This window comes from Luteitalea sp. (genome assembly GCF_044337415.1).
Taxonomy (GTDB): Bacteria; Acidobacteriota; Vicinamibacteria; order Vicinamibacterales; family Vicinamibacteraceae; genus Luteitalea.
Genome location: NZ_JBIINP010000004.1, coordinates 1 through 22,653, shown reverse-complemented (window position 1 = coordinate 22,653; position 22,653 = coordinate 1). Strand labels below are relative to the sequence as shown.

Annotated in this window: 25 protein-coding genes; 8 read left to right on the top strand and 17 right to left on the bottom strand. The window is 70.5% G+C overall.

The window, feature by feature from the left end; translation table 11 throughout:
* Positions 1 to 51 precede the first annotated feature (51 nt).
* The 3 genes from ACIRDX_RS01380 to ACIRDX_RS01370 form a co-directional block, all read right to left on the bottom strand.
* A complete protein-coding gene (locus tag ACIRDX_RS01380) occupies positions 52 to 438 on the bottom strand; it encodes a RidA family protein (RefSeq protein WP_396623605.1) in 387 nt (128 codons plus the stop codon).
* Positions 439 to 440: 2 nt separating this feature from the next.
* A complete protein-coding gene (gene rpmB, locus ACIRDX_RS01375; RefSeq protein WP_396623604.1) occupies positions 441 to 632 on the bottom strand; it encodes a 50S ribosomal protein L28 in 192 nt (63 codons plus the stop codon).
* Between the two features lie 276 nt (positions 633 to 908).
* On the bottom strand, positions 909 to 1,688 hold the full coding sequence (locus ACIRDX_RS01370; protein WP_396623603.1) for a hypothetical protein: 780 nt from the start codon (positions 1,686 to 1,688) through the stop codon (positions 909 to 911).
* Positions 1,689 to 2,094: 406 nt separating this feature from the next.
* Between ACIRDX_RS01370 and ACIRDX_RS01365 the strand changes: the two genes are divergently transcribed.
* Positions 2,095 to 2,541, top strand: coding sequence for a TraR/DksA family transcriptional regulator (locus tag ACIRDX_RS01365; RefSeq protein WP_396623602.1), 447 nt, complete (start codon positions 2,095 to 2,097; stop codon positions 2,539 to 2,541).
* Between the two features lie 112 nt (positions 2,542 to 2,653).
* Here the strand turns inward: ACIRDX_RS01365 and ACIRDX_RS01360 are convergent, their stop codons facing one another.
* The 5 genes from ACIRDX_RS01360 to ileS all read right to left on the bottom strand — a co-directional run bounded on the left by ACIRDX_RS01360 (position 2,654) and on the right by ileS (position 8,495).
* Complete coding sequence (locus tag ACIRDX_RS01360; RefSeq protein WP_396623601.1) at positions 2,654 to 3,166, bottom strand: NUDIX hydrolase; 513 nt, start codon at positions 3,164 to 3,166, stop codon at positions 2,654 to 2,656.
* A 98-nt stretch (positions 3,167 to 3,264) separates the two neighbouring features.
* Positions 3,265 to 4,332, bottom strand: coding sequence for an RluA family pseudouridine synthase (locus tag ACIRDX_RS01355; protein WP_396623600.1), 1,068 nt, complete (start codon positions 4,330 to 4,332; stop codon positions 3,265 to 3,267).
* Between the two features lie 5 nt (positions 4,333 to 4,337).
* Positions 4,338 to 5,153: a prolipoprotein diacylglyceryl transferase gene (gene lgt / locus ACIRDX_RS01350; RefSeq protein ID WP_396623599.1), complete on the bottom strand. Its 816-nt coding sequence runs from the start codon at positions 5,151 to 5,153 to the stop codon at positions 4,338 to 4,340.
* Complete coding sequence (lspA, locus tag ACIRDX_RS01345) at positions 5,134 to 5,667, bottom strand: signal peptidase II (RefSeq protein WP_396623598.1); 534 nt, start codon at positions 5,665 to 5,667, stop codon at positions 5,134 to 5,136. Before lspA ends, lgt begins: the two co-directional genes overlap by 20 nt.
* A complete protein-coding gene (gene ileS / locus ACIRDX_RS01340) occupies positions 5,664 to 8,495 on the bottom strand; it encodes an isoleucine--tRNA ligase (RefSeq protein WP_396623597.1) in 2,832 nt (943 codons plus the stop codon). Before ileS ends, lspA begins: the two co-directional genes overlap by 4 nt.
* A gap of 170 nt (positions 8,496 to 8,665) precedes the next feature.
* Between ileS and ACIRDX_RS01335 the strand changes: the two genes are divergently transcribed.
* Both ACIRDX_RS01335 and ACIRDX_RS01330 read left to right on the top strand, forming a co-directional pair.
* Entirely contained in the window at positions 8,666 to 9,010 is a 345-nt protein-coding gene (locus ACIRDX_RS01335) for a histidine triad nucleotide-binding protein (RefSeq protein WP_396623596.1), read from the top strand.
* Positions 9,011 to 9,061: 51 nt separating this feature from the next.
* Positions 9,062 to 10,624, top strand: coding sequence for a Crp/Fnr family transcriptional regulator (locus tag ACIRDX_RS01330; RefSeq protein WP_396623595.1), 1,563 nt, complete (start codon positions 9,062 to 9,064; stop codon positions 10,622 to 10,624).
* Between the two features lie 131 nt (positions 10,625 to 10,755).
* Here ACIRDX_RS01330 and prmC read toward each other — a convergent pair whose 3' ends face one another.
* From prmC to thiD, 5 genes are all read right to left on the bottom strand, one after another.
* On the bottom strand, positions 10,756 to 11,586 hold the full coding sequence (gene prmC, locus ACIRDX_RS01325; RefSeq protein ID WP_396623659.1) for a peptide chain release factor N(5)-glutamine methyltransferase: 831 nt from the start codon (positions 11,584 to 11,586) through the stop codon (positions 10,756 to 10,758).
* 23 nt (positions 11,587 to 11,609) lie between these two features.
* A complete protein-coding gene (prfA, locus tag ACIRDX_RS01320; protein WP_396623594.1) occupies positions 11,610 to 12,695 on the bottom strand; it encodes a peptide chain release factor 1 in 1,086 nt (361 codons plus the stop codon).
* A 170-nt stretch (positions 12,696 to 12,865) separates the two neighbouring features.
* On the bottom strand, positions 12,866 to 13,105 hold the full coding sequence (locus tag ACIRDX_RS01315) for a MoaD/ThiS family protein (protein WP_396623593.1): 240 nt from the start codon (positions 13,103 to 13,105) through the stop codon (positions 12,866 to 12,868).
* On the bottom strand, positions 13,096 to 13,602 hold the full coding sequence (locus ACIRDX_RS01310; protein WP_396623592.1) for a molybdenum cofactor biosynthesis protein MoaE: 507 nt from the start codon (positions 13,600 to 13,602) through the stop codon (positions 13,096 to 13,098). Before ACIRDX_RS01310 ends, ACIRDX_RS01315 begins: the two co-directional genes overlap by 10 nt.
* A 163-nt stretch (positions 13,603 to 13,765) precedes the next feature.
* Complete coding sequence (gene thiD / locus ACIRDX_RS01305; protein ID WP_396623591.1) at positions 13,766 to 14,554, bottom strand: bifunctional hydroxymethylpyrimidine kinase/phosphomethylpyrimidine kinase; 789 nt, start codon at positions 14,552 to 14,554, stop codon at positions 13,766 to 13,768.
* Between the two features lie 18 nt (positions 14,555 to 14,572).
* On the opposite strand from thiD, the gene ACIRDX_RS01300 reads away from it, so the two are divergent.
* Entirely contained in the window at positions 14,573 to 15,178 is a 606-nt protein-coding gene (locus ACIRDX_RS01300) for a biotin transporter BioY (RefSeq protein ID WP_396623590.1), read from the top strand.
* A 123-nt stretch (positions 15,179 to 15,301) separates the two neighbouring features.
* On the opposite strand, the gene ACIRDX_RS01295 is transcribed toward ACIRDX_RS01300, so the two are convergent.
* From ACIRDX_RS01295 to ACIRDX_RS01280, 4 genes are all read right to left on the bottom strand, one after another.
* Positions 15,302 to 16,075 (bottom strand): SDR family oxidoreductase, encoded by a 774-nt coding sequence (locus tag ACIRDX_RS01295; RefSeq protein ID WP_396623589.1) that lies wholly within the window; start codon positions 16,073 to 16,075, stop codon positions 15,302 to 15,304.
* Positions 16,076 to 16,077: 2 nt separating this feature from the next.
* Positions 16,078 to 16,950 (bottom strand): hypothetical protein, encoded by an 873-nt coding sequence (locus ACIRDX_RS01290; RefSeq protein WP_396623588.1) that lies wholly within the window; start codon positions 16,948 to 16,950, stop codon positions 16,078 to 16,080.
* 47 nt (positions 16,951 to 16,997) lie between these two features.
* Positions 16,998 to 17,759 (bottom strand): class I SAM-dependent methyltransferase, encoded by a 762-nt coding sequence (locus tag ACIRDX_RS01285; RefSeq protein WP_396623587.1) that lies wholly within the window; start codon positions 17,757 to 17,759, stop codon positions 16,998 to 17,000.
* A gap of 132 nt (positions 17,760 to 17,891) precedes the next feature.
* Entirely contained in the window at positions 17,892 to 19,325 is a 1,434-nt protein-coding gene (locus ACIRDX_RS01280) for an aldehyde dehydrogenase family protein (protein ID WP_396623586.1), read from the bottom strand.
* A 108-nt stretch (positions 19,326 to 19,433) separates the two neighbouring features.
* Here ACIRDX_RS01280 and erpA point away from each other — a divergent pair, with 108 nt between their 5' ends.
* The 4 genes from erpA to ACIRDX_RS01260 all read left to right on the top strand — a co-directional run bounded on the left by erpA (position 19,434) and on the right by ACIRDX_RS01260 (position 22,332).
* Entirely contained in the window at positions 19,434 to 19,763 is a 330-nt protein-coding gene (gene erpA / locus ACIRDX_RS01275; protein WP_396623585.1) for an iron-sulfur cluster insertion protein ErpA, read from the top strand.
* A gap of 91 nt (positions 19,764 to 19,854) precedes the next feature.
* A complete protein-coding gene (locus ACIRDX_RS01270; protein ID WP_396623584.1) occupies positions 19,855 to 20,811 on the top strand; it encodes a transcriptional repressor in 957 nt (318 codons plus the stop codon).
* Entirely contained in the window at positions 20,808 to 21,503 is a 696-nt protein-coding gene (locus ACIRDX_RS01265; RefSeq protein ID WP_396623583.1) for an ATP-binding cassette domain-containing protein, read from the top strand. The genes ACIRDX_RS01270 and ACIRDX_RS01265 overlap by 4 nt, the downstream gene beginning before the upstream one ends.
* A 136-nt stretch (positions 21,504 to 21,639) precedes the next feature.
* Complete coding sequence (locus ACIRDX_RS01260) at positions 21,640 to 22,332, top strand: HAD family hydrolase (protein ID WP_396623582.1); 693 nt, start codon at positions 21,640 to 21,642, stop codon at positions 22,330 to 22,332.
* Positions 22,333 to 22,653: the final 321 nt, after the last annotated feature.

Sequence of the window (22,653 nt, the reverse complement as noted above, 5' to 3'; positions counted from 1 at the left end):
GCGACCGGCCGGCAGGCCGTCGCCCCTGAATTTCAAATGTCCAATCTGTAACTACGGGAGCAGCGCGACGACTTCGATCTCGACCCGCACGTCGCGGGGGAGACGCGAGACCTGCACCGTCGAGCGGGCAGGCGCCGGCGACTCGAACGCGGTCGCGTAGACCTCGTTCATCGCGGTGAAGTCCGCCATGTCGATCAGGAAGACGGTCGTCTTCACGACGGCGTCCATCGACACATCCGCGGCCGCGAGGACACCCGCGATGTTGTCGAGCACACGGCGCGTCTGCGCGCGCACGTCTCCCGCCACCACCTCGCCCGACACGGGGTCGAGGGGAATCTGCCCCGAGAGGAACAGGAACTGGCCGGCCCGGATGGCCTGGGAGTACGGACCGATGGCCTGCGGGGCGTCCGGCGTGGAGACCGACGCGCGCGTGGCCATGCCTAGGCGGCCTTGGTCACCTTGCCCGAGCGGATGCAGCGCGTGCAGACCTTCAGCCGCTTCGCCGCCCCGTTCACCAGCGCCCGCACCGACTGCAGGTTCGGGTTGAACCGGCGCGAACTCACGTTGTGCGCGTGGCTGATGTTGTTGCCGAACGTGGGACCCTTGCCGCAGACTTCGCAACGATTTGCCATGACTCAGAACTTTCGCGTGGCCTCGGCCTGGACTGGCCATGGACCCTCGGAGGAGAGCCCGCCGGGCGCGCGAACCACCGAGTGTACCACAGTCGGCACAGCATCAGGGGCCAGGGGCTGGGGGCTCGAGGCTTGGGGGGCTCGAGGTCATGCCACGGCATCTGGGGGCTTGGCGCTTGGGGCTCGAAAGACGATGCGGGCTCTACGTCTAGCCCCGAGCCCCGAGCCCCGAGCCCCCAGCCCCCAGCTCCCAGCTCCCAGCTCCCAGCCCCCGCACTAGGGCACGATGAGGCGCGGCCCGTCGTCGGGGCTGGCGAGCCCCTCCAGCGGGGCAAGGACCGGGTCTGACCCGGCCGACAGCGCCTGGCCGGTCTGCGCGTCGGCCAGCCGGGGCTTGAGCACCCGGCCCAGGAAGGCCAGGTAGGCGTCTGGAGCCGTCGGACCCGTGCGGCGGAACTCCTGCACGGCCGCCTCCACGCGTCGCATGGCGGCGGCCGTGGACGCGTCGAGCCGCTGGACCCCCGCGCTGGCTGCCTCGGCCAGGGGAGCCGACATCGCTCGGGCCAACCGCGCCGCCACCGGGCCCTCGGGTTGGTGTTCGTAGAGCACGCCGCGCTGGGCCGTCTCGGCCGTGGCCGCCAGCGCGGCGGCCGCCGACTCCAGGTCGGCGTCGAGCGGAGGCGGGTCGGCCTCGTTCCGGAAGGTGACGGCCGCCGGGAGGCATGCCATCAGCACCGCATACCCGCCATCGTCGAGTCCCCGGATCAGGGGCACGACCAGGCCGGCGTCGGCCTCCTGCTGTCGTTGCTGGGCGGCGTGAGGATGGGCGCGGGCGGTCCGGAGCCAGCCGCACCCGGCAGGGCAGGCGATCTCGACGATCCGTTTCGTTCCGCAACAGGTGGCGCAGATCGCCCGCCCGAGCGCCGGGCACTGCCGCTTCGCCTTCCCACCCCCGCACGTCGCGCACGCCGCCATCGGCCGAGCCTTCCACAGCAGGCACGCCCCGTCAATCATGGTCACCGGCGCGGCCTCCCGTTCGCGTGATCGCGTCACCACGCGCCTGCTCCTCGAGCGGGGCGTGGTCCTGTCGGACCGCCGACGGGGCCCGGTGCAGTGGGGCATCCTGCAGCGGCCAGGCGCGTCCAGGACGGTCCGACGGGGCCGCGGTCCGGCGCCGAACCATCCCTGACCCCCAGGCGTCTAACCCGCTGTACTGCCGAGACCGCGCTCCGGTCCTGACACCGATGCGTGGGAGGCAAGTCGCTTCGTATGAGCACCTTGCGGCGTGGCGAGGCCTGGAGGGTCTCGCGGTAGCGTGGTCCCTCCTTCCCGCCCGACAGTTCTTCGAGGTCTCTGACCTGGCGCGGTGACGCGCCCGGACCGCCAGAGCCGTCAGGCTCGTGGCACGAGGTGTGCTTCGTCTGTCGGCACTTGAGACGAACGAAAGGAGCGTGGACAGGCCATGAAGTCGATTCGCAAGTCCACCACCAATACAGACCGTCACGCCGAACTGCGCCGCATCCTCGAGCACCGGAGGCTCGAGCTGGGGCGTGAGCTGCGCCGCCAGATTCACGATGTCAGGGCCATCGGATCCACCGACCAGGCCCAAGGCGTCGTGGATGCCGAGGAGGCCTCCGTGTCCGACATCCAGGAGGACATCGAGATCGCCCTCCTCCAGATGAAGTCGGAGACCCTCAACCGGGTGAACGAAGCGCTCGGCCGCCTCGAGGCCGGCAGCTACGGGTTCTGCTACGAGTGCGGCGACGAAATCGCCGAGGCGCGCCTGCGCGCGCTGCCGTTCGCGCTCCGCTGCAAGGACTGCGAGGAGGAGCGCGAGCAGGCCGCGGCGCGCGACCGCTTCTTCGCCCGCCGCAGCACTGCCACCGCCATCATGGACATCGCGAGCTGATCGCGACGTCGCCGCGGGACTGACACCACGAGCCGCTGCAGGTCACCTGCAGCGGCTCGTGTCGTGTCGGGCCGCCCTCGGCCGCCGACTGCCGACTGCCGACTGCCGTTTCCTATAGCCACTGCAGCGCGGCCACCGTCTTCATGTCGGTGATCTCGCCCCGCGCCACCGCCTCGCGCAACTCGGCCAGCGAGAACACCCGCGGCTCGATGTGCTCGTCCTCGTCCTGCGCCGCCGCCTCGTCCGGCACATACAACCCCGTCAGCCGGTAGAAGTGCATCACCTCGGTCGTGTACCCGGGCGACGGGTAGAGCGACGCGATGCGCTCGGCCTGGCGCGCCTTCTGGCCGATCTCTTCGTGGCACTCCCGCAGCGCCGCCTCGTCCGGCGCCTCGCCGGGGTCGAGGCTGCCCGCCGGCAACTCCCACACGTGCTGTTCGATCGCGTGACGGTACTGCCGGATCAGGATCACCGACGCGTCGTCGGGCATCGGGATCAGCACCACCGATCCGCGGTGCCGCACGATGTCCATCGTCGCCTCCACGCCGTGCGGAAGGCGGACCCGATCCTTCGTGACCGTGAAGACGCGGCCGGTGTACTCGAGGCTTGAGGACAGCTCGGTCATGGGCTACAGGCTACAGGCGATCTCGAAGATAGGGCGCGGTCTCCGACCGCGCCGCTGTCGGGTAGCGGCGGCGTGGGACACGCCGCCCTACCGGTGTGCTACGGGTTCTGCAGCGTCTTGTACCCGAACTTCACCACGGCGGCGTCGAGCTGCTCGAGCACCAGGGTGAGGTCGTCGGCCAGGGGCGCCTCGAACTCCATGCGCCGCCGCTCGGCCGGGTGCGTGAACACCAGCCGCTCGGCGTGGAGGAACGGGCGTTGCAGCGACGACAGGGCCTTCAGGTGGGGGGCAATCCGGCGCGGAATGCCGCCGTAGATGCCGTCGCCGCACACCGCGTGGCCAATCGAGCTGAGATGCACACGGATCTGGTGCGTGCGGCCCGTGTGGATGGCGACCCGGATCAGCGACACCCCGGGCAGGTGCAGCGCCCACGTCACGCGGGTGACCGCGGCCCGCGACCGCCGCGCGCGTCGCGTCGTCATCTTCTGGCGGTCGTGCGTGTCGCGGCCGATGGGCGCCTCGATGCGGCGCCCCGCATGCACGAGGCCCCACACGAGCGCCACGTATTCCTTCTCGACCTCGCGGTCGTGGAACTGGCGCGCCAACTCCTGGTGCGCGGCGTCGGTCTTGGCCACCACCATCACGCCCGACGTGCCCTTGTCGAGCCGATGCACGATGCCCGGCCGCACCGAACCCGCCACGCCGCTCAGGTCCTGCACGTGGTGGAGGAGCGCATTGACCAACGTGCCCGTGGCGTGCCCCGCAGCGGGGTGCACCACCATGCCCGCCGGCTTGTTCACCACGATGAGGTGGTCGTCCTCGAACAGGATGTCGAGCGGGATGTCCTCGGCGACGGCGTCCGCGGGCCCGACCTCGGGCAGGTGCACGACCAGCGTCGTGCCGAGGGCAAGAGTCTCGCTGGACCTGGCCAGCACGCGATCGCCGATACGGACCTGGCCGTCCTTGATCAGGCGCTGCACCTGTGACCGGGAGAGCCCCGCCAGCAATGCCGCGAGTGCCTGATCGGCGCGCTGTCCGGCCTCGTCCTCGCCGATCACGAGCGTCAGCGGCCCGCCTTCATCCAGAAGGCCGGCCTCCTCGTCGCCACCCTCGTCGTCGAAGGCCTCGATGTCGACGGCCTCGTCCTCGAACTCGTCGTCGTGCATGGCGGTCAGGCGCGGGCCGCGCGGGGGCGCGACGCGGCGGGAGTGGCGTCTGCCGGGGTGCGCGAGAGCCAGTACAGCATCGCCAGGCTCAGGGGCACGATCAGCAGCGAGATGAACTGCGAGGTCGACAGGCCGTCGACCACCATGCCGCGGGGGTCGCCGCGGAAGAACTCGATCACGAAGCGCGACACGCCGTACACGAGCATGTAGCCCCAGAACGTGCGTCCGGGGAACGGGCGACCCTTGTGTTCCAGAGCAAGGAGCAGGCCGAGGATCACCGCCTCGGCCCCGGCCTCGTACAACTGCGTGGGGTGCAGCGGCACGCCGAGCGGGGTGCCGACGTTCTCGAGCGCCAGCGGGTTGGTGAAGGTGACCGCCCAGGGCACCGTCGTCTCGTGGCCATAGCAGCACCCGGCGAGGAAGCAGCCGAAGCGCCCGACCACATGGCCGAAGGCGATGCCCGGCGCGGCCACGTCGGCGATGCGCCACGTCGGCAACTGGTGCTTGCGCACGTACCACAGCCCGACCAGCACGGCGAGGATCAACCCGCCGTAGAACACGCCCCCGGAGCGTGCAAGCGACAGCAGGTCGGCGGGTTCGCGCAGGAAGTGATCGGCGTCGACGATGACCAGCAGCAACTTGGCGCCGACCAGCGCGCTCACGATGATGTAGATGCCGAGGTCCATCACGCGCGCCGGGTCCAGGCCCCGCTGCTTCGCGCGGACGAGCGACAACTGCAGCCCGCCCAGGTAGGCGGCGGCGAGCAGCACGCCGTACGAGTAGACGGTCAGCGGCCCGAGATCAAGCAGCTTCGGGAACATGGCGCCTCGAGAAGAGCGTGTCGGCCGCGAACAGGATCGCGCCAATCGTGATGGCCGCGTCGGCGACGTTGAAGGCCCAGAAGTGCCAGCCGCCGGCGTAGACGTCGACGAAATCCACCACGTAGCCGAGCGTGACCCGATCGATCAGGTTACCGACGGCGCCGGCCACGATCAGCACGAACCCGTAGCGGGCCGGCCAGGCGTCGCCGGCGAACGTCCGGGCGTACCAGAGGATGCCGATCAGCGCGAGGATGGCGAGCCCGGCCACGACGAGCGGCTTGTAGGCGAAGTCGCTCGCGTTGAGCATGCCGAAAGCCGCGCCGGTGTTGCGCACGTAGGTGAGGTTCAGCAGGCCCGGGATCACCGGCACCGTGTCGTGCAGCGGGATGCGCTGCAGCACGAGCAGCTTGGTGACCTGGTCCAGGACCACCAGCAGCACGGTGACCCAGATCTCGGGCCTCATCCAGGAAGGCCGGGCGGGCAGGGCCGGCCCTACGGGGGCGCGATCGCTCATGCGGTGACGGCTCCGGCCAGGCCGAGCGCGTCGATGCAGCGGTCGCACAGTCCTTCGGACTCGGTGGCCGTGCTCGTCGTCGGCACGTACCGCCAGCACCGCTGGCACTTGTCGCCGCCGACGCGCACCACCGAGACCACCAGCGAGTCTTCGGGCTGGTCGGCCGCCGGGGCGACGACCGACGCCTCGCTGACGATGCAGAACGCGGCGATCTCGTCTGCAGAGAGTCCCGCGAGTGCCTCGGCGAAGCGACCCGTGCCCGCCAGCGTGACGGCCGCCTCGAGGGAGGTGCCGATCACCTTGGCCTGCCGCTGTTCCTCGAGCTTCGCGTTCACCGCGTCGCGCAGTTCGAGCCGCGTCGCGTACCGCGCCACCAATGCCTCGTCGCGCCAGGCCTCGACGCCCTCGGGGAACAGCGCGACGTGCACGGAGGCCTCGCGCGACCCTCCACCTTCGCCGTGGCTACGGTGGACAGGCGGCAGCACCCGCCACAACTCGTCGGCGGTCACCGGCAGGATCGGCGCGAGCAGCCGCGCCAACCCGTCGGCCATCAGGTAGATGGCCGTCTGCGCGGAACGCCGTGCCTTCGACGCCGCACCGAACGTGTACAGGCGATCCTTCGACACGTCGAAGTAGAACGCGCTCAGGTCGACGACCGTCAGGCGGTTGAGCTCGTGGAAGATCGTCTGGAAGTCGAACCGCTCGTAGGCGGCGCGCATCTTCGTCGCCACGTCGGCATAGCGCGCCAGCGCGTACCGGTCGACCTCGAGCATCTCCGCCGCCGGCACGAGGTCCGTCGCCGGATCGAAGTCGTACATGTTCGCGGCCAGGTACCGCACCGTGTTGCGGATCTTGCGGTACGCCTCCACGGTGCGCGCCAGGATCTGCTTGCCGAGGCGCACCTCCTCCGTGTAGTCGACCATCGCGACCCACAGCCGGAGCACCTCGGCGCCGCTCTGCTCGATCACCTGCTGCGGGACGACGTTGTTGCCGCGCGACTTGGACATCTTGCGGCCTTCCTCGTCGACGACGAACCCGTGCGTGATCACGGACCTGTACGGCGCCTTCCCGCGCGTGCCGAGGGCGACCAGCAGCGAGCTGTGGAACCAGCCCCGGTACTGGTCGCTGCCCTCGAGGTACATGTCGGCAGGCCACTGCAGCTCGGGGCGCACGGCCAGCACGCCCTCGTGGCTGGTGCCCGAGTCGAACCACACGTCGAGGATGTCGCGCTCGCGCTCGAACTCGGTGCCGCCGCAATGCGCACACGTCAGGCCTTCGGGCAGGAACTCCTCGATCGGGCGCTCGTACCACGCGTCGGCACCGTGCTCGAGGAACACCTCCGCCGCGCGATCGGTGAGCGCGGTGGTGAGCACCGACTCACGGCAGGTCGTGCACGTCACCGCCGGGATCGGCACGCCCCACGCGCGCTGCCGCGAGATGCACCAGTCGGGGCGGTTGGCGAGCATGTTGTGGATGCGCTCCTCGCCCCAGGCCGGCAGCCACTCGACGCCCTTGATGGCCTCGAGCGCCTTCTCGCGGTAGCCGTCGTGGTCCATCTCGATGAACCACTGCGGCGTGGCCAGGAAGATCAGCGGCTTGTGGCAGCGCCAGCAGTGCGGGTAGCTGTGCTCGTACTTCTCGGTGAACCACAGCGCGCCGCGCTCGCGCAGCGCCTCGACGACCTTCGGGTTGGCGTCCCACACCTTGACGCCGGCGAACAGCTCGACGTCGGCGAGGAACTCGCCCGACGGGCCGATCGGCGCGTACGTGTCGAGCCCGTACCGTTGGCCGGTGTTGAAGTCGTCGGCACCGTGGCCCGGCGCCGTGTGCACCGCGCCGGTGCCCTGTTCCAGCGTCACGTAGTCGGCCAGCACGCCGAGCGACTCGCGATCGTAGAGCGGGTGACGGAAGCGGATGCGGTCGAACACCTCGCCCTTCATCCGCGCCACGGGCGTGCCCGGCGTGCGCCCGGCCTTGGCAAACGTCGCCTCGGCCAGGGCCTCGGCCACGATCACCAGGCGGCCATCGACGTCGTACGCGGCGTAGTCGAAGCCGGGCTGGAACGCGATCCCGAGGTTGGACGGGATGGTCCACGGCGTCGTCGTCCAGATCAGTACGGACACGTCGCGGCCCGCGAGTGCCGGCACGCGCGCCGCGAGGGCGTCGGCGTCCCGCGCATCGAGCCTGAACTCGACGTAGATCGACGGCGACGTGTGCTGCTCGTACTCGACCTCGGCCTCGGCCAGCGCCGTGCGGTCGGAGATGCACCAGTAGACCGGCTTCTTGCCCTTGTAGACGAGCCCTTCCTCGACGCAGCGGCCGAGCGCCCGGACGATCGCCGCCTGGTACTCGTACTGCATCGTCAGGTACGGCTTGCCCCAGTCGCCGAACACCGCGAGGCGCCGGAAGTCGGCGCTCTGCTCGGTGACGTGCCGCTCGGCGTAGGCGCGGCAGGCCCGGCGGATGTCGGCCAGACTCATCTCGCGCTTCTTCGCGCCGAGCTCCTTGTCGACCTGCAACTCGATCGGCAGGCCGTGGCAGTCCCAGCCCGGCACGTACGGCGCGTCGAAGCCCGACATCGACTTCGACTTGACGACGAAGTCCTTCAGGATCTTGTTGAGCGCGTGCCCGATGTGGATCTGGCCGTTGGCGTACGGGGGGCCGTCGTGCAGCACGTACTTGGGCTGCCCGGCGCGCGCCTGCGCAATCTGCCCGTACAGGTCCATCGCCTCCCAGCGCGCAATCGCCGCAGGCTCTGCGACCTGCAGGTTGGCCTTCATCGGGAAGTCGGTACGGGGCAGGTTGACGGAGTTTTTCCAGTCGGCCATAGAACAGTCAATTGTAGGCTACCGGCTGCGGCCTGCAGGCCACCTGCGCCATTCCACGGGCCGGGTGCCTGTCCGCGGCCTGAAGATGACCCGCTGGGCGAGCGGGCCCGACCGGCCCCCGGAGCGGAACCCGGTACCCGGTACCCCGTACCCGGTTTACCCTGTGCACCATGTCCAGCTGCCTGTTCTGCCGTATCTCGGCCGGCGAGATCCCGGCCAAGGTGATCTACCAGGACGCCGACCTCGTGGCGTTCGAGGACATCAACCCCCAGGCGCCCTTGCACTGCCTGGTGATCCCGCGCCGGCACATCGCCACGCTGAACGACCTCACGCCTGACGATGCCCACGTGGTGGGGCAGATGCAGTACCGCGCCGCCCAGATCGCCCGGGAGCGGGGCTACGCCGACGGCGGCTTCCGGACCGTGATGAACTGCAACGCCGACGCCGGGCAGACGGTGTTCCACATCCACCTGCACCTGCTGGCCGGTCGCCGCATGGGCTGGCCGCCGGGCTGACGCCGGCTCCAGGCACCTCTGCCGTGGGGTTTAATAGGGGGCACTCCCCGCATGCCCCCACATGAGGGCGCGTCCGCGCCACCGCACGTCGATCCGACCCCCACGGCCGCGTCCCTCGACGCCGCCCGACAGTTGCACGCCTTCACGGGGCCCCTCGACGAGGAGACCATCGCCGCCCTGGCGTCGACGCTGCAGCACGTCACCCTGCCCGCCGGGGGCGAGCTCTTCCGCCAGGGCGAACCTGGCGATGCGGTCTTCTTCGTCGCGTCCGGCCGGCTGGCCGCGCTTGTCACGCGCGACGATGGGCAACAGGTCCGGATCGGGGAGGTGGGGGCCGGCGAATCGGTGGGCGAGATGGCCTTGCTCTCGGGGCAGCCGCGCATGGCGTCGGTGCAGGCCCTCGAGGACAGTCGGCTCCTGCGACTCTCGAAGGCCGGCTACGACACGCTGGTGGCGCGAGCCCCGCACACGCTGGCCGTGTTCGCACGGGTCATGGCCGAGCGACTGGCGCGCAGCGCCCGCGCGAGGCAGGCCCTGTCGGCGATTCGCAGCACCAGCACCGTGACGCTGCAGGAATGCGCCGCCGCCGTGGCCACGCCCGATCCGGTGATGCTGAACCTCACGATCACGCAGCTCTACCACCGGATCGCGCTCGACCTCACGGTGCTGCTCGGCGCGCAGGACGTCAACTGGTTCGGCTTCGCCTGTCGCGCCTCCAAGACCGCCGGGTCCGCCATCCGTGGTGAGGATGTGCCGATCCTGCGCCCCACCGCTCGGTTCGTCGCGCGTCGGCTGCCGGATGCCCTCGTCAGCCGCCTGCAGGCCTGGCGCATCGTCAGGCACGCCGACGCCGCCCTCGCGGCCGTCACCACGCGCATCGCGGAGGGCAACCGGCTGATCTTCTCCGAGATCGGCCCGGTGTTCGTGCGGCTGGTCAGCCTGTGCGCGGACCACCACGCCCATGATCCCGCGCGGATCGAGGCGCTCGTCGCGACGTTGACGCCCGGCCGGGCCGAGGACGGCGGACAGGATCTGCTGCGTGATGCGGCGCGCGCCTACTACGACGCGGCCTTCGAGCCCCACCCCAAGAAACGCGCGGAGCTGATCCTGCTCGGGTCGCTCAAGATCGGCCTGCACGAGCAGATCCGCGTCGATCCGCTGATCGACGAGGCGCTCGATCGACCGATGCTGGAACTGGTGGCCGTGGTGGCGCCCTGGTTGTCGCGCCTGCCTCGTGGATGGCGGATCGAGGAGCGCGTGCGACACAGCGCCTGTCGCCGCGCCCGGCGGCTGGTCACGGCCAGGCTCATGCGCATCAGGCTGCCCTACGGCGACCTGCGCCTCGGCGACGACCTGCCGGAACTGCCGGCGCGGCGCCGGTTTCCGGACCTGCTGGCCTCCCTCGAACTCCCCGAACTGGCCGCGACGTTCGCGCGCTTCGACCGCGGCCTGCCGACGCGCGCCATCGACTGGAGCGATCTGGACGACCGCATGCGCTACATCGCCAACTTCTTCCGTTCACGCCAGAAGAGCCTCGAGATCTTCGAGCCGCCGTTCCTGTTCGCGCAGCAGGCCGAGATTCTCGGTGGGAGGGTGCCGCAGGGGCCGCTCTGACGAGCGCTGGCAATTCGAAATTCGACAGTTGAAATTGATGGGCGGCCGGCCTGCCGGCCTCGCCGCTCGCGGGTCTGGGAGGTGAGTGACCGAAGGCCCTCGCCCAGGAATTTCAAACGTCCAATCTCGAGTTACTGGCGGCGCGCCACCAGCGTCCGGGCGATGCCCTGAAGGTCGTCGAGCACCTCGATGACCTGCAGACCCGCAGCCGTGGCGTTGGCCACCGTGTCCGCTTCCTGGCCGTCGCCGAACTCCATCACGAACAGGCCGCCCGGCGTGAGGCGCGGCACGGCCTCGACCATCAGCCGCTGTGGCAGCGCCCGCCCATCCTCGCCGCCGAACAGCGCCACGTGCGGCTCGTGGTCGCGCACGGTGGGGTGGACGCCCGCCGCGTCGCGCAGCGGGACGTACGGCGGGTTCGAGACGATGGCGTCGAACATCCCCATCGTCGGCGCGAGCAGATCGCCCTCGAGGAAGGTCACCCGGCCGCGCACGCCGAGCGCCTCGGCGTTGCGCAGCGCCACGCGCAGGGCCTCCGAGGAAATGTCGGTCGCCTCGACGTGCCACTGCGGCCGTTCGGCCGCCAGCGTGAGGGCAATCGCGCCGCTGCCCGTGCCCACGTCCACGAGCCGGACGAACGCGTCCGCCGGCAGGAGGCGCAGCACCGTGTCGACCATCAACTCGGTCTCGGGACGCGGAATCAGCACCGCCGGAGTGACCGTGAAGGGCCGCCCGTAGAACTCGCGCTGGCCGACGATGTAGGCGACCGGTTCGTGGAGGCTGCGCCGCGTGACGAGGCGATCGTAGGCGTCGTGGAACGTATCGGGCAGGGGATCGTCGGCGCGGGTGATCAGCGCGGTGCGGTCCCAGCCGAGCACGTGCAGCGCCAGGACCTCGGCGTCGATGCGGGCGTGGGCCTGGTCGAACCCGACCCCCAGGAGTCGTTGTCGCGCGAGGCCGATGGCGTGGCGGAGGGTCGTGGAGGTCAGGCGTCCACCGCTTCCGTGCGGCTCGCGTCCTTGAGCAGCTCCGACCGGTAGAACGTCGTCACCTGGTCGATGAGCTCGGTGAGGTCGCCATCCATGGCGGCCGACAGCTGGTGCGTCGTGAAGTTGATGCGGTGGTCGGTGATGCGGCTCTGCGGGAAGTTGTAGGTGCGAATCTTCTCCGAGCGCTCGCCGGTGCCCACCTGGCTCTTGCGGTCCTTCGCGATGGCGTCCTGCTGCTTGCGCAGTTCCATCTCGTAGAGGCGGGACCGCAGCACCTTCATCGCCTTCGCCTTGTTCTTGATCTGCGACTTCTCGTCCTGCTGCGACACGACCACGCCGGTCGGGATGTGCGTGATCCGCACGGCGGAGTACGTGGTGTTCACCGACTGGCCGCCGGGGCCGCTCGAGCAGAACGTGTCGATGCGCAGGTCCTTGTCGTGGATCTGGATGTCGACGTCCTCGGCCTCGGGCAGCACGGCGACGGTGGCCGTCGACGTGTGGATGCGGCCCGCGGCCTCGGTGGCCGGCACGCGCTGCACGCGGTGCACGCCGCTCTCGTACTTGAGGTGGCTGTAGACCTGCTTGCCCTCGATGGTCGCGATGCCTTCCTTCATGCCGCCGGCATCGGCCTCGCTGGTCGACATCACCTCGAACTTCCAGCCCCGGCGCTCGGCGAACCGCGCGTACATGCGGAAGACCTCGGCGGCAAACAGCGCGGCTTCCTCGCCACCGGTCCCGGCGCGCACCTCGAGGACGACGTTCTTGGCGTCGTTGGGGTCCTTGGGGATGAGCAGGAACTTCACGTGTTCGAGCAGCTGCGTGTGCTGCGGCTCGAGGTCGGCGAGCTCCTCCTTCGCCAGGGCCGCCATCTCGGCGTCGCCGGCGCTGGCGAGGTCGCGCGCCTGCGCCAGCTGCTCCTCGAGCGACTTGAGCGACCGGTACGCGTCCACCAGTTCCTGCAACTCCGACAGGGTCTTGGTGTGTGTGCGGTACGCCTGCGCGTCGGCCTGCACCGCCGGGTCGGCGATGAGGCCCATCAGGTAGTTGTATTGCGCCTCGACGGACGCGAGCTTGTCCAACATAAGAAAGGCTCAGGGCTCAGGGCCCAAGGCTCAAAGAGCACACGGTCGGGTCACGGCTCGAGGCTCAGAGCTGGCAACCACAGGGCTCGACGCGCCGGCCAAGGCCGGCGCCTACGCCCTGGCTGGAACCCGCTGTCTCCCCAGCTCCAAGCGCCCAGCCCCAGTGCCGACTATCCGCCACTCACCGGCGGCAGGAAGGCGACCTCGTCGCCGTCTCGGACCGCGGTGGTCATGCGGGCGTACTGCGCGTTCACCGCGCAGGAGAGGCTGTCCGCATACGGTCCCAGCGCGGGCCACTCGGTCACCAGCCCCTGCCACACGCCGGCCACGGAGTCGGCGGTCGGTCGTGCCAGTTCATCGGCGCCGGCAATCTCGCGCAGTCGCGCGAACAGGCGCACCGTCACGGCCATGCGCGCCTCCAGGCCTCGGCCAGCGGCTCGGGGTCGTCCGGGTGCACGGTGGCGCCCTCGACCCACGACGCGCCATCGACCAGGTGCTCGCGCTTCCACACCGGGGCAATCTGCTTCACCCGCTCGATGGCGAACCGCGAAGCCGCGTACGCCTCCGCGCGATGTGCCGAGACCGCCGCGATGACGATGGACGGCTCACCGACCTCGAGCGTGCCCACCCGGTGGTGCAGGCAGATCACCACGCCAGGGATGCGGTCGGCTGCTTCCCGCGCAATGCGCTCGAACGAGGCGACCGCCAGCGGTTCGTAGGCCTCGTACGTTAGCGCTCGGACGTCCTGCCCCTGGTGCCGCCCCCGCACGACGCCCACGAAGAGGATCACCGCGCCGGGACCCTCGGCGTCGGCCTCGGCCGCGGCCTGGGCGTGGCGCTGTTGCGCCAGCGCGTGGACCCCGGCGATGTCGAGCGATGCTCCGGTGATCGCGAAGGGAAGCAACATCTCAGTATAGCGGTGGACGGGAAGCGGGTACCGGGTACAGGGTACCGGGCACGGCCCGCCGGGCACCGGGCATGGGGCACCAGGCCTTCGGCCGCGCGCCTCGGGAAGCCACGGGCGGGCGAAGGCCGCAGGCCGAGCCACGAGGCATTTCAAATGTCCAATTTCAAATGGCCCGGTTCCAGAAGTGGGCCACCGGGCCCGCGCCGTGCCCGATGCCGGGCGCATGACGGATCGCGCCGTCCAGGTAGGCACGGGAGCGGCGGAAGGCGTCCGGAAGGGCATGACCGAGCGCGAGGTGGGCGGCGATGGCCGCCGCGAACGTGCATCCGGTGCCGTGGGTGTGCCGGGTCGCGTGCCGCGGGCCTCGTACCTCATGGAAGTCCGTGCCGTCGAACAGCACGTCCACCACGTCGGTCGTCTCGAGGTGGCCACCCTTGACGATGACGGCGGCGGGCCCCATGTCGTGGAGGCGACGGGCGGCCTCGCGCGCGTCGGCCTCGGTGCGCACCGGATGGCCGGTCAGCACTTCGGCCTCGGGCCCATTGGGCGTCACCACGGTCGCCAGGGGCAGCAGGTGCCTCACCAGGCCCTGAATCGCGTCGTCGCTCAGCAGCCGGTCGCGGCTCTTGGCCACCATCACCGGGTCGACCACCAAGGGAATTGTCGTCCACTGCTGGAGGGTGGAGGCCACCGTCTCGACCACGTCATGGGTGCCGAGCATGCCGGTCTTGATCGCGCCAGCGCCGATATCTTCAAGCACTGCAAGTATTTGCGCTGAGACCATGGAGGGCGACAGCACCTCGACCGCGCGCACGCCCCGGGTGTTCTGGGCGGTGATGGCGGTGAGGGCCGAGGTGCCGAACACCCCCAGGGCCTCGAACGTCTTGAGGTCGGCCTGGATGCCGGCGCCTCCGCCGGAGTCGCTGCCCGCGATTGTCAGTGCCGTAGCCATGCCGCTAGGATCCCACCCATGTACGCAGCCAGCCGGATGCCACTTGGCTTCCTCGCCGGAACTACCCTCTTCGACGTTCTCTCTGACCGCAGCTCGTCGCGCATCCTGCGCGTCGCCGTGGTCGTCGCTGCCACCGCCGCCACGGCCATGGCCGCGCAGTTCAGCATACCGTTCCACCCGATCCCGTTCACGCTGCAGCCGATGGTCGTGCTGCTGGCAGCCGCGGCGCTGGGATCGCGCCTGGGCGCGTATGCCCAGGTGGTGTACCTGATCGCCGGCATCGCGGGCCTGCCCGTGTTCGCGGCCTCGCCCACGCTGCCGGCCGGCTTTGCCCGCCTGCTGGGGCCGACAGGTGGATTCCTGCTCGCCTATCCCGCCGCCGCCTGGCTGACCGGGATGCTGGCGGAGCGCCGCTTCGACCGCCGCTACTTCACTTCGTTCCTCGCGATGCTCGCGGGTCTCGTGGTCGTGTACGCGGGGGGTGTGGCCGGGCTGTCGGCAACGCTCGGCACCGAGGCCGCCCTGGGCGCGGCGACGCCGTTCGCCGTGGCCGACCTCCTGAAGCTGGTGCTCGCCGCTGGCGTGCTGCCCTCGGTGTGGCAGCTGGTGGCGCGCACGCGATAGCCATAGCCGCACCGGGAACAGCCAGGGCTTGACCCGAGTGGAAGAGGGGCAAGGCAGGCCTGCCATGCTGCCCATGCTGGGAATGCCATCGATGCGCGGGTCGGCATCGCGGGTTTCCCGGCATCACGGCATTTTCCTCCCGTAGCCCAGTTCCGCGCCGCCAGAGATGACGTGATCCACGCCGGTCGTGTACGTGGCCTCTGCCGCCAGGTACACGCAGAGGCGACCGACCTCGTCGATGGTGCCCAGGCGGCCCAGCCACTGGTCTGCGGCGCCGGCGCGTCGCGTGGCGTCCGGGTCGGGGCTGCGCTCCGCGAACGACTGCCACAGCGGCGTGTCGATGTTGCCCGGCGACACGCAGTTGACGCGCACGCCGTGGCGGGCCTCGTCGATGGCGAGCGCGCGCGTGAACGCCGCGATCGCCCCCTTGGTCGCCACGTAGTCGACCGCATGCGCCTGGCCGAGTGATCCCACGAGGCTGCCCATGTTGATGATGCAGCCGCCCGAGGTCCGCAGGTGGGGGAGTGCGGCGCGGCACGCCACGAACTGGCTCACCAGGTTCAGCTCGAGCAGATCGCGGAAGGCCGCCGGCGTGATCGCGTCGATGGGCAGGTGCGGCGGATGCGTGCCGGCGTTGTTCACGAGGCAGTCGAGGCGCCCCTCGCGCGTCGCCACGCCGTCGATCAGGGCCACGACGTCGTCTTCCCGCCTGACATCGACCGGGGTGAACGTCGCGCGCGACCCGAGCGCAGACGCCAGCGCCTCACCGCCCGCGGCGTCGATGTCGGCGATCGTCACGCGTGCACCGGCGCCGACGAAGGCGCGCACGACCCCTTCGCCGATGCCCCTCGACCCGCCGGTGACGATCACGACGCGGTCGGCGTAGCGATCCGTCATGGTCAGCGCAGGCCGGAGGGTTCGGTCCCGGCCGCGTACTGGCAATCGGGCACGGCGGGATTGTTCGGGGTGTCGAGCGCGTGCGGCCGCGTCGCTGGCGGGCCGGCCGGCCCGAGCACCGCGAGCCGCTTGTTCACGAACAGCACCTCGACGGCCCACGACGAGAACGGGCCCAGGTCGGCCCTGCAGCCGTAGTTGTTCACGTGATAGTGCGCGACGTGGAACACGTCCTTGAGCTTGGACACCACGAGCCACTTGGTCCAGAGGTCGGGGTTGTCCAGGTGCAGTTCGATCGTCAGCTGGTCGATCTGTTCCAGGACGTCGCGTGGCGCCGCCAGGAGGCTGGCCCACTCGGCGCCTTCCACATCCATCTTCATCACCAGCCGCTTGCCGCCGTCGCCATTGCGCGTCAATTGCGCGGCGAGGGCGTCGAACGGCCGCCCAGCGGCATCGAGCGACGCCTCGTCGGCGATGCACTCCTGGTGGAAGCGGGTGTCACCGCCCTCACACACCGGACGACGCGGATCGAAGCAGTCGTACTGGTGCACCGGGATGGCGAACTGTCGGCTCACCCGGCAGCCCCACCCGTCGTACCCGGAGATGCCGTAGGAGTAGCCGGCGGCCGGCGCCAGCAGGTTCGCGCACATCAGGTAGCCGCCGTCGTTCGGCTCACCGAAGCGCTCCAGGGTGCAGTTGGCCAGGCGCACGGGCTGCAGGGCGTCGTAGAGCCGCTGGCGCAACTCCTCGCTTTGTGAGAGCCGCGGACGTTCCGTGGCACGCGGCTTCGGCGGTCGGGTGGAGACGAGCGCCAGACCGGTACCCACGACGAGCAGGGACGCGAGGGCGCTCGACAGGCGGAGCGTCGATGGAGACATGCGCGGCTAGGGTAGCTCGGCGGCTGTCGTGCGACGAAACGTCGGACTCAGCGCGTGAAGATCAGCAGGTACTGGAACTGCAGGAACTGCTCCTGGCGCACCAGGCGGAATCCGGCGGCCTCGGCGGCGCGGATCACCTGCGCTGGCGGGATCCGCTCCTCGCGCGACGGCCCGGGGCCGCCCCCCTCGGTGCGGTATTCGACGATCCCCAGTCGCCCGCCTGGCTTCAGGGCGGCGCGCACGTTGGTCAGCAGCGACCGCGTGTCCTCGACCTCGTGGAACGTGTCCACCATCAGGGCCGCATCGAGGCGGGCCACAGGGAGGGCCGGGTGGTCCGCCGCGCCGAGGACGGCCGACACGTTGTGCAGGCCCTCGCGAGCGACGCGCCGCTGGATGGCCTCGATCATCTGCGACTGGATGTCTTCGGCGTACACCACGCCGTTGGGACCGACGCGCTTGGCGAGGCGGACCGTGAACCACCCGCCGCCGGCGCCGAGGTCGGCCACGACCGAGCCGTCGCCGATGCCCAGCGCGTCCATGATCTGGTCGGGCTTCTGCCAGGCTTCGCGATCGGGTCCCTCGAGCATCCCGAGGTCCTGCGGCTGGAAGAGGCGCCCGTGGCCGCGCTGCTGCGAGGGCGGCGCCGAGGGGCGAGTCCCCGGCGGCACCGGCGGTGCCGGGAGGGCCGGCGGCGGCGCGGGCGGGCGTCCGGGCGTGGTCGTCGGTGCGGGCGTGCGCGGCGCCGCCACCAATCCCTGCGGGCGCACCGGTCCCTGCTCGGCTGGCACTTGCGCGGATGGCGTCGCCATTGCGCACATGAGCGCCATTGCCGTGGCGCCCAGCCCCCGGATGCACAGAGCCGCGTCCGTCATCGCTCCCCAGTGTAGACGGACGACCGGGCTCGACGGCCGCTGCCCTGAGGGAACGCGTTCAGCGTTCGGCTAGCGCCGGACGACGAGCAACCGGAGTTCGGTCATGTCCTCGATGGCGTACCGGGGACCTTCGCGGCCCAGTCCCGAGTCCTTCACCCCGCCGTACGGCATGTGATCGATGCGCCACGTGGGCACGTCGTTCACGAGCACGCCCCCCACCTCGAGCGTGTCGAAGGCCTTCAGCGCCTCGTCGAGGCGCGGCGTGAAGATGCCCGCCTGCAGGCCGAAAGCCGAGTCGTTGACGGCCGTCAGCGCCTCGTCCATGCTCGCCACCCGTTCGACGACGACGACCGGGGCGAAGGCTTCGTCGGCGCAGATGCGCGCGTCGCGCGGCACGCCCGTCAGCACCGTCGGGGCGAAGATCCGGTCGGACTGCCTCGTGCCGCCGCACAGCACGGTGGCTCCGCCCTGCACGGCCTCCGTCGTCCATTCCTCGATCCGTGCCACGTCGCCTGGCGTGATGAGCGGCCCCACGTGCGTCCGCTCGTCCATCGGATCGCCCACGACCAGCGCCTCCACGCGCGGGATGAACGCCGCCAGGAAGGCGTCCCACTCGGCGTCGTGCACGTAGACACGCTGCACGGAAATGCAGCTCTGCCCGGCGGCGCTGAAGCCGCCCGTGGCGATGCGTTCCGCCGCGGCCGTGATGTCGGCACCGCGGTCGACGATCACCGCCGCGTTCCCGCCCAGCTCGAGCACGACCTTCTTCTTCCCGGCCCGGGCCTTCATGGCCCATCCCACTTCGGCCGACCCGGTGAACGTGAGCAGGCGATAGCGCTCGTCGGTCACCAGCAGGTCGCCCGTCTCGCGGCTCATCGGCAGCACGCTCAGCGCGCCCGGCGGCAGGCCGGCTTCGTGCATCAGGTCGGCGAGCGCCAGCGCCGACAGCGGCGTGCGGCTGGCGGGCTTCAGGACGAGGGGGTTGCCGGCGGCCAGCGCCGGCGCCAGCTTGTGCGCGACGAGGTTGAGCGGGAAGTTGAAGGGCGAGATGCCCGCGACCGGCCCGATGGGCACCCGCTTGAACAGCGCCATCCGGGCCTCGCCGTGCGGGGCCAGGTCCATGGGCAGCACCTCGCCGCTGCCCGACAGGCGCCGCGCCTCCTCGGCGGCGACCTCGAAGGTCATGGCGGCGCGGTCGGCCTCGGTGCGCGCGTCGCGCAGGGGCTTGCCGGCCTCGGCGACGATGCGCCTCGCGAAGGTCTCGCGCTGTTCGCGCAGCTTCAGGCTGACGGCCCGCAGGAGACGGGCCCGTTCGTGCACCGGCACGGCGGCGACCCGCGGCGCCGCGGCGACGCAGGCGCGCGCGGCGTCTTCGTACTCGTCGGGGCCGGCGGCGGAGACGCGAGCCACCAGCGTGCCGTCGTACGGGGAGCGGACCTCGACGGTGCTCGCGGTCTCGCGCAACTGGCCAGCCAGGAACAGCGGGCGGATGGGAGCGGTCATGGGCGTTGGACGCGGCGACGGCCGCGCGTGGCCCGTCCGTCCGGCTGGTTGCCCGACGCTCGGACCGGTCGCTATACTGCCATGAGGCACTGAGGAGTCCTGTCACCCATGATCAACGTCACTTCCGTCGCGGCCGAGAAAATCACTGAACTGCTGTCCGAGGAAGGCAAGCCCGAGGCCGGCCTGCGCGTCTTCGTCCAGGGCGGCGGCTGCTCCGGCTTCCAGTACGGCCTCATGATCGAGGACACCGCGCCGACGGCCGACGTCGACCGGATCGTCGAGTCCAACGGCGTCCGCCTGTTCGTCGACCCCATCAGCGTCCGCTACCTGAAGGGCGCCGAGGTGGACTTCGTCGACAACCTGTCGGGCGGCGGATTCACGATCAAGAACCCCAACGCGAAGTCGACCTGCGGCTGCGGGTCGTCCTTCTCGGTCTAGCGCACGTTCGCGCGCGGTCCCGGGCTGCCGGGGCCGCGGCGCCTGCCGGCCTGCGGCTGCGCCCCGCGCGCCGCCCCTCGGCGCCCATCCCATGCCAGAGAAGTCACCGGCAGCCTTCATCGAGAGCCTGCGCCCGGCGGGCAGCAAGCGGTCGAGCAAGCGCGACCGGATCGTGGACGTGTTCCTCCGGCAGGAGGGGCACCTCACCGCCGACGACCTGGTGGACCTGATCCGCAAGGAAGACACGCGCATCAGCCGCGCCACGGTGTACCGCACGCTCGCCTGGATGGAGGCGGCAGGCATCGCGCGCAAGGTCGACTTCGGCGAGGGGCGCTTCCGCTACGAGCACAGTTACCGCCATCCGCGCCACTTCCACCTCATCTGCAAGTCCTGCAACCAGTCGATGGAGTTCCTCAGCTCCGACATCGAGCAGCTGTTGGAGGAAGTGGCCGAGGCGCGCAAGTTCACCGTGTCGCACGCCGTGGTGCAGCTGTACGGGACCTGCGAGGCCTGCACCACGGGACGTCCGGCACCCGCGCGCCAGGCGTCGACCGAGGCCCTCTTCGCCCGCGACGCGCTGCGCATCGCCATCGCGACCGAGCGCTCGGGACGCGAGTTCTACACCCGCGCCGCCGCGATGACCCGCGACGCGCGCGCCCGCATGATCTTCGAGCGCCTGTCGACCGACGAGGACGACCACCTCGAGCGCCTCGAGCAGCGCTACGCGCAATTGCTCGAGGCCGAGCCCGATCTCGAGCAGCAGCCGCCCTTCCTCTTCTTCAAGGGCGCGGCCAACGGCCTGTTCTCGGCCGGCGTGGATGCGCTGCGCGGCGTGACGAGCGACAAGGACGCGCTGATGATCGGCATCAGGTGCGAACGGGGCTCGCACCGCTTCTTCAAGCGCTACGGCGAGAAGTTCGAGGACTCCGAGGGCAAGCGCATCTTCCTCGAGTTCGCCGACGAGGAACGCGAGCACCTCGCGCTGCTGATTCGCGAGTACCGCAACCTCACGCGGCGCGACCGGGGCCGCCCCGAGGCCATGGCGTGACCGACGCCCCGGTGGTGCACTGCACCGGCGTCAGCAAGGACTACCGCGGCCTGCGTCCCCTGCGCCTCCTCGACCTCGTCGTCCAGCCGTCCGATCGCGTCGTCCTCAGTGGCATCGACGTGGTGGCCGCCGAGGTCCTGACCAACCTCGTCAACGGCTTCGTGCTGCCCGATCAGGGCGAGGTCCGCGTCTTCGGGCGGCCGACCACCGACATCACCGACGCCGACGCCTGGCTGGCCTCCCTCGATCCCTTCGGCGTGGTCACCGCCCGTGCGATCCTGCTCGACGCCTACACCGTCCGCGACAACGTCGCGCTGTCGCTCACCGCGCTCGTCGACCCGGTCGATGACGACCTGGTGCCGCAGGTCGACGCCATCGCGCGCGAGGCGGGCCTGGACGACGCCTGGCTCACCCGGCCGCTGCACGAGGCCCCTGCGCCCGTGCGCATGCGGGTCCACCTGGCGCGGGCCATCGCCCTCGACCCCACGCTGCTCCTGTTGGAGCACCCGACGGCCGCCCTCGAAGCTCCCGATCGCGCGGCGTTTGCCGACGACGTGGCGCGGGTGGCGACGGCGCGGGGGCTGACGATCCTGGCCGTGAGCCAGGACCGCGAGTTCGCCCGGCGCGTCGCGACGCGGCACCTGCAACTGCATCCGGGCACCGGGGCGCTGACGCCGCTCGCGCTCGGGTGAGTCGGCTCAGGTCTCGAGTCTCAGGAGTAACGAGGGGCAGTTGTGAGGCGCTGCAGTCGGGCCCTAGCCTGAGACCTGCGGCCTGAGTCCTGAAGTTTCGGCCTTCCCTGTACACTGCTGACCGACCTCGCCTCTCATGCCCACGCTCCTCCTCTTCGACATCGACGGCACCCTCATCACCACCGGCGGGTCCGGATACCGCTCGATGAAGCGGGCCGTGGAAGTGACGATGGGGGTCGAGGGGGCGCTGGAAGGCATCCCGGTGGCGGGTCGCACCGACTCCATCATCCTGCGTGATGCGGTGCGCGCCATCGACGGGTCCGACATCACGCCCGACCTGCAGGCGCGGATCCGCGACAACTACTGCCGGATCCTGAGCGAGGAACTCGACCGCGTGGGAGGCGGACCGGGCGTGCTGCCGGGTGTGCGCCAGTTGATCGCGAGGCTCGAGGCGGATCCGTCGTGGCACGTCGCCCTGCTGACGGGGAACTTCTCGGTGTCGGCCGAGATCAAGCTGGGCTACTTCGACCTCTGGAAGCACTTCGCGTGGGGAGCGTGGGGTGAGGACGCGGTGCACCGGAACGATCTGCTGCCCGTGGCCCTCGAGCGCTATCGGCAGCGCACGGGCGAGACCATCGACCGGCACGATGTCGTCATCATCGGCGACACCCCGAACGACGCCGAGGTGGCGCGCGTGGGTGGCTGCCGGTCGGTCTGCGTGACGACCGGGCAGTATGACCACGCGGCCCTCACGACAGCCGGCGCAGATGTGGTGTTCCACGATCTCAGCGACGTCGACGAGGTGCTGCGGGTGTTCGGGACCAAGTGACAAGACGGCAACGGACGAGTCACAAGGGCGTCGAGGGACAAGGGACGAGGACACGAGGGACACGCGGCAAGGACGAGGCAGGGCCAGGAGTGGGCGACCGGCTGAGCGCCTGGTGACGGACGCGTTTGGGTGCTGTCGTGCCCCTGCCCCGGTCCCCGTCTTGTCCCTTGTCGCTGCGGTGCCTGGTCCCTCGGCCCTCGCACCCCTTGTGACTGGCGTACCTGTCCCTTGTCCCTTGTTCAGTGTTCACATGGAAGCCAACGGGGCCCGGTGGCCCTCCCGGTCTTCAAAACCGGTGGTGTCCCGCCATGCGGGGCGGCT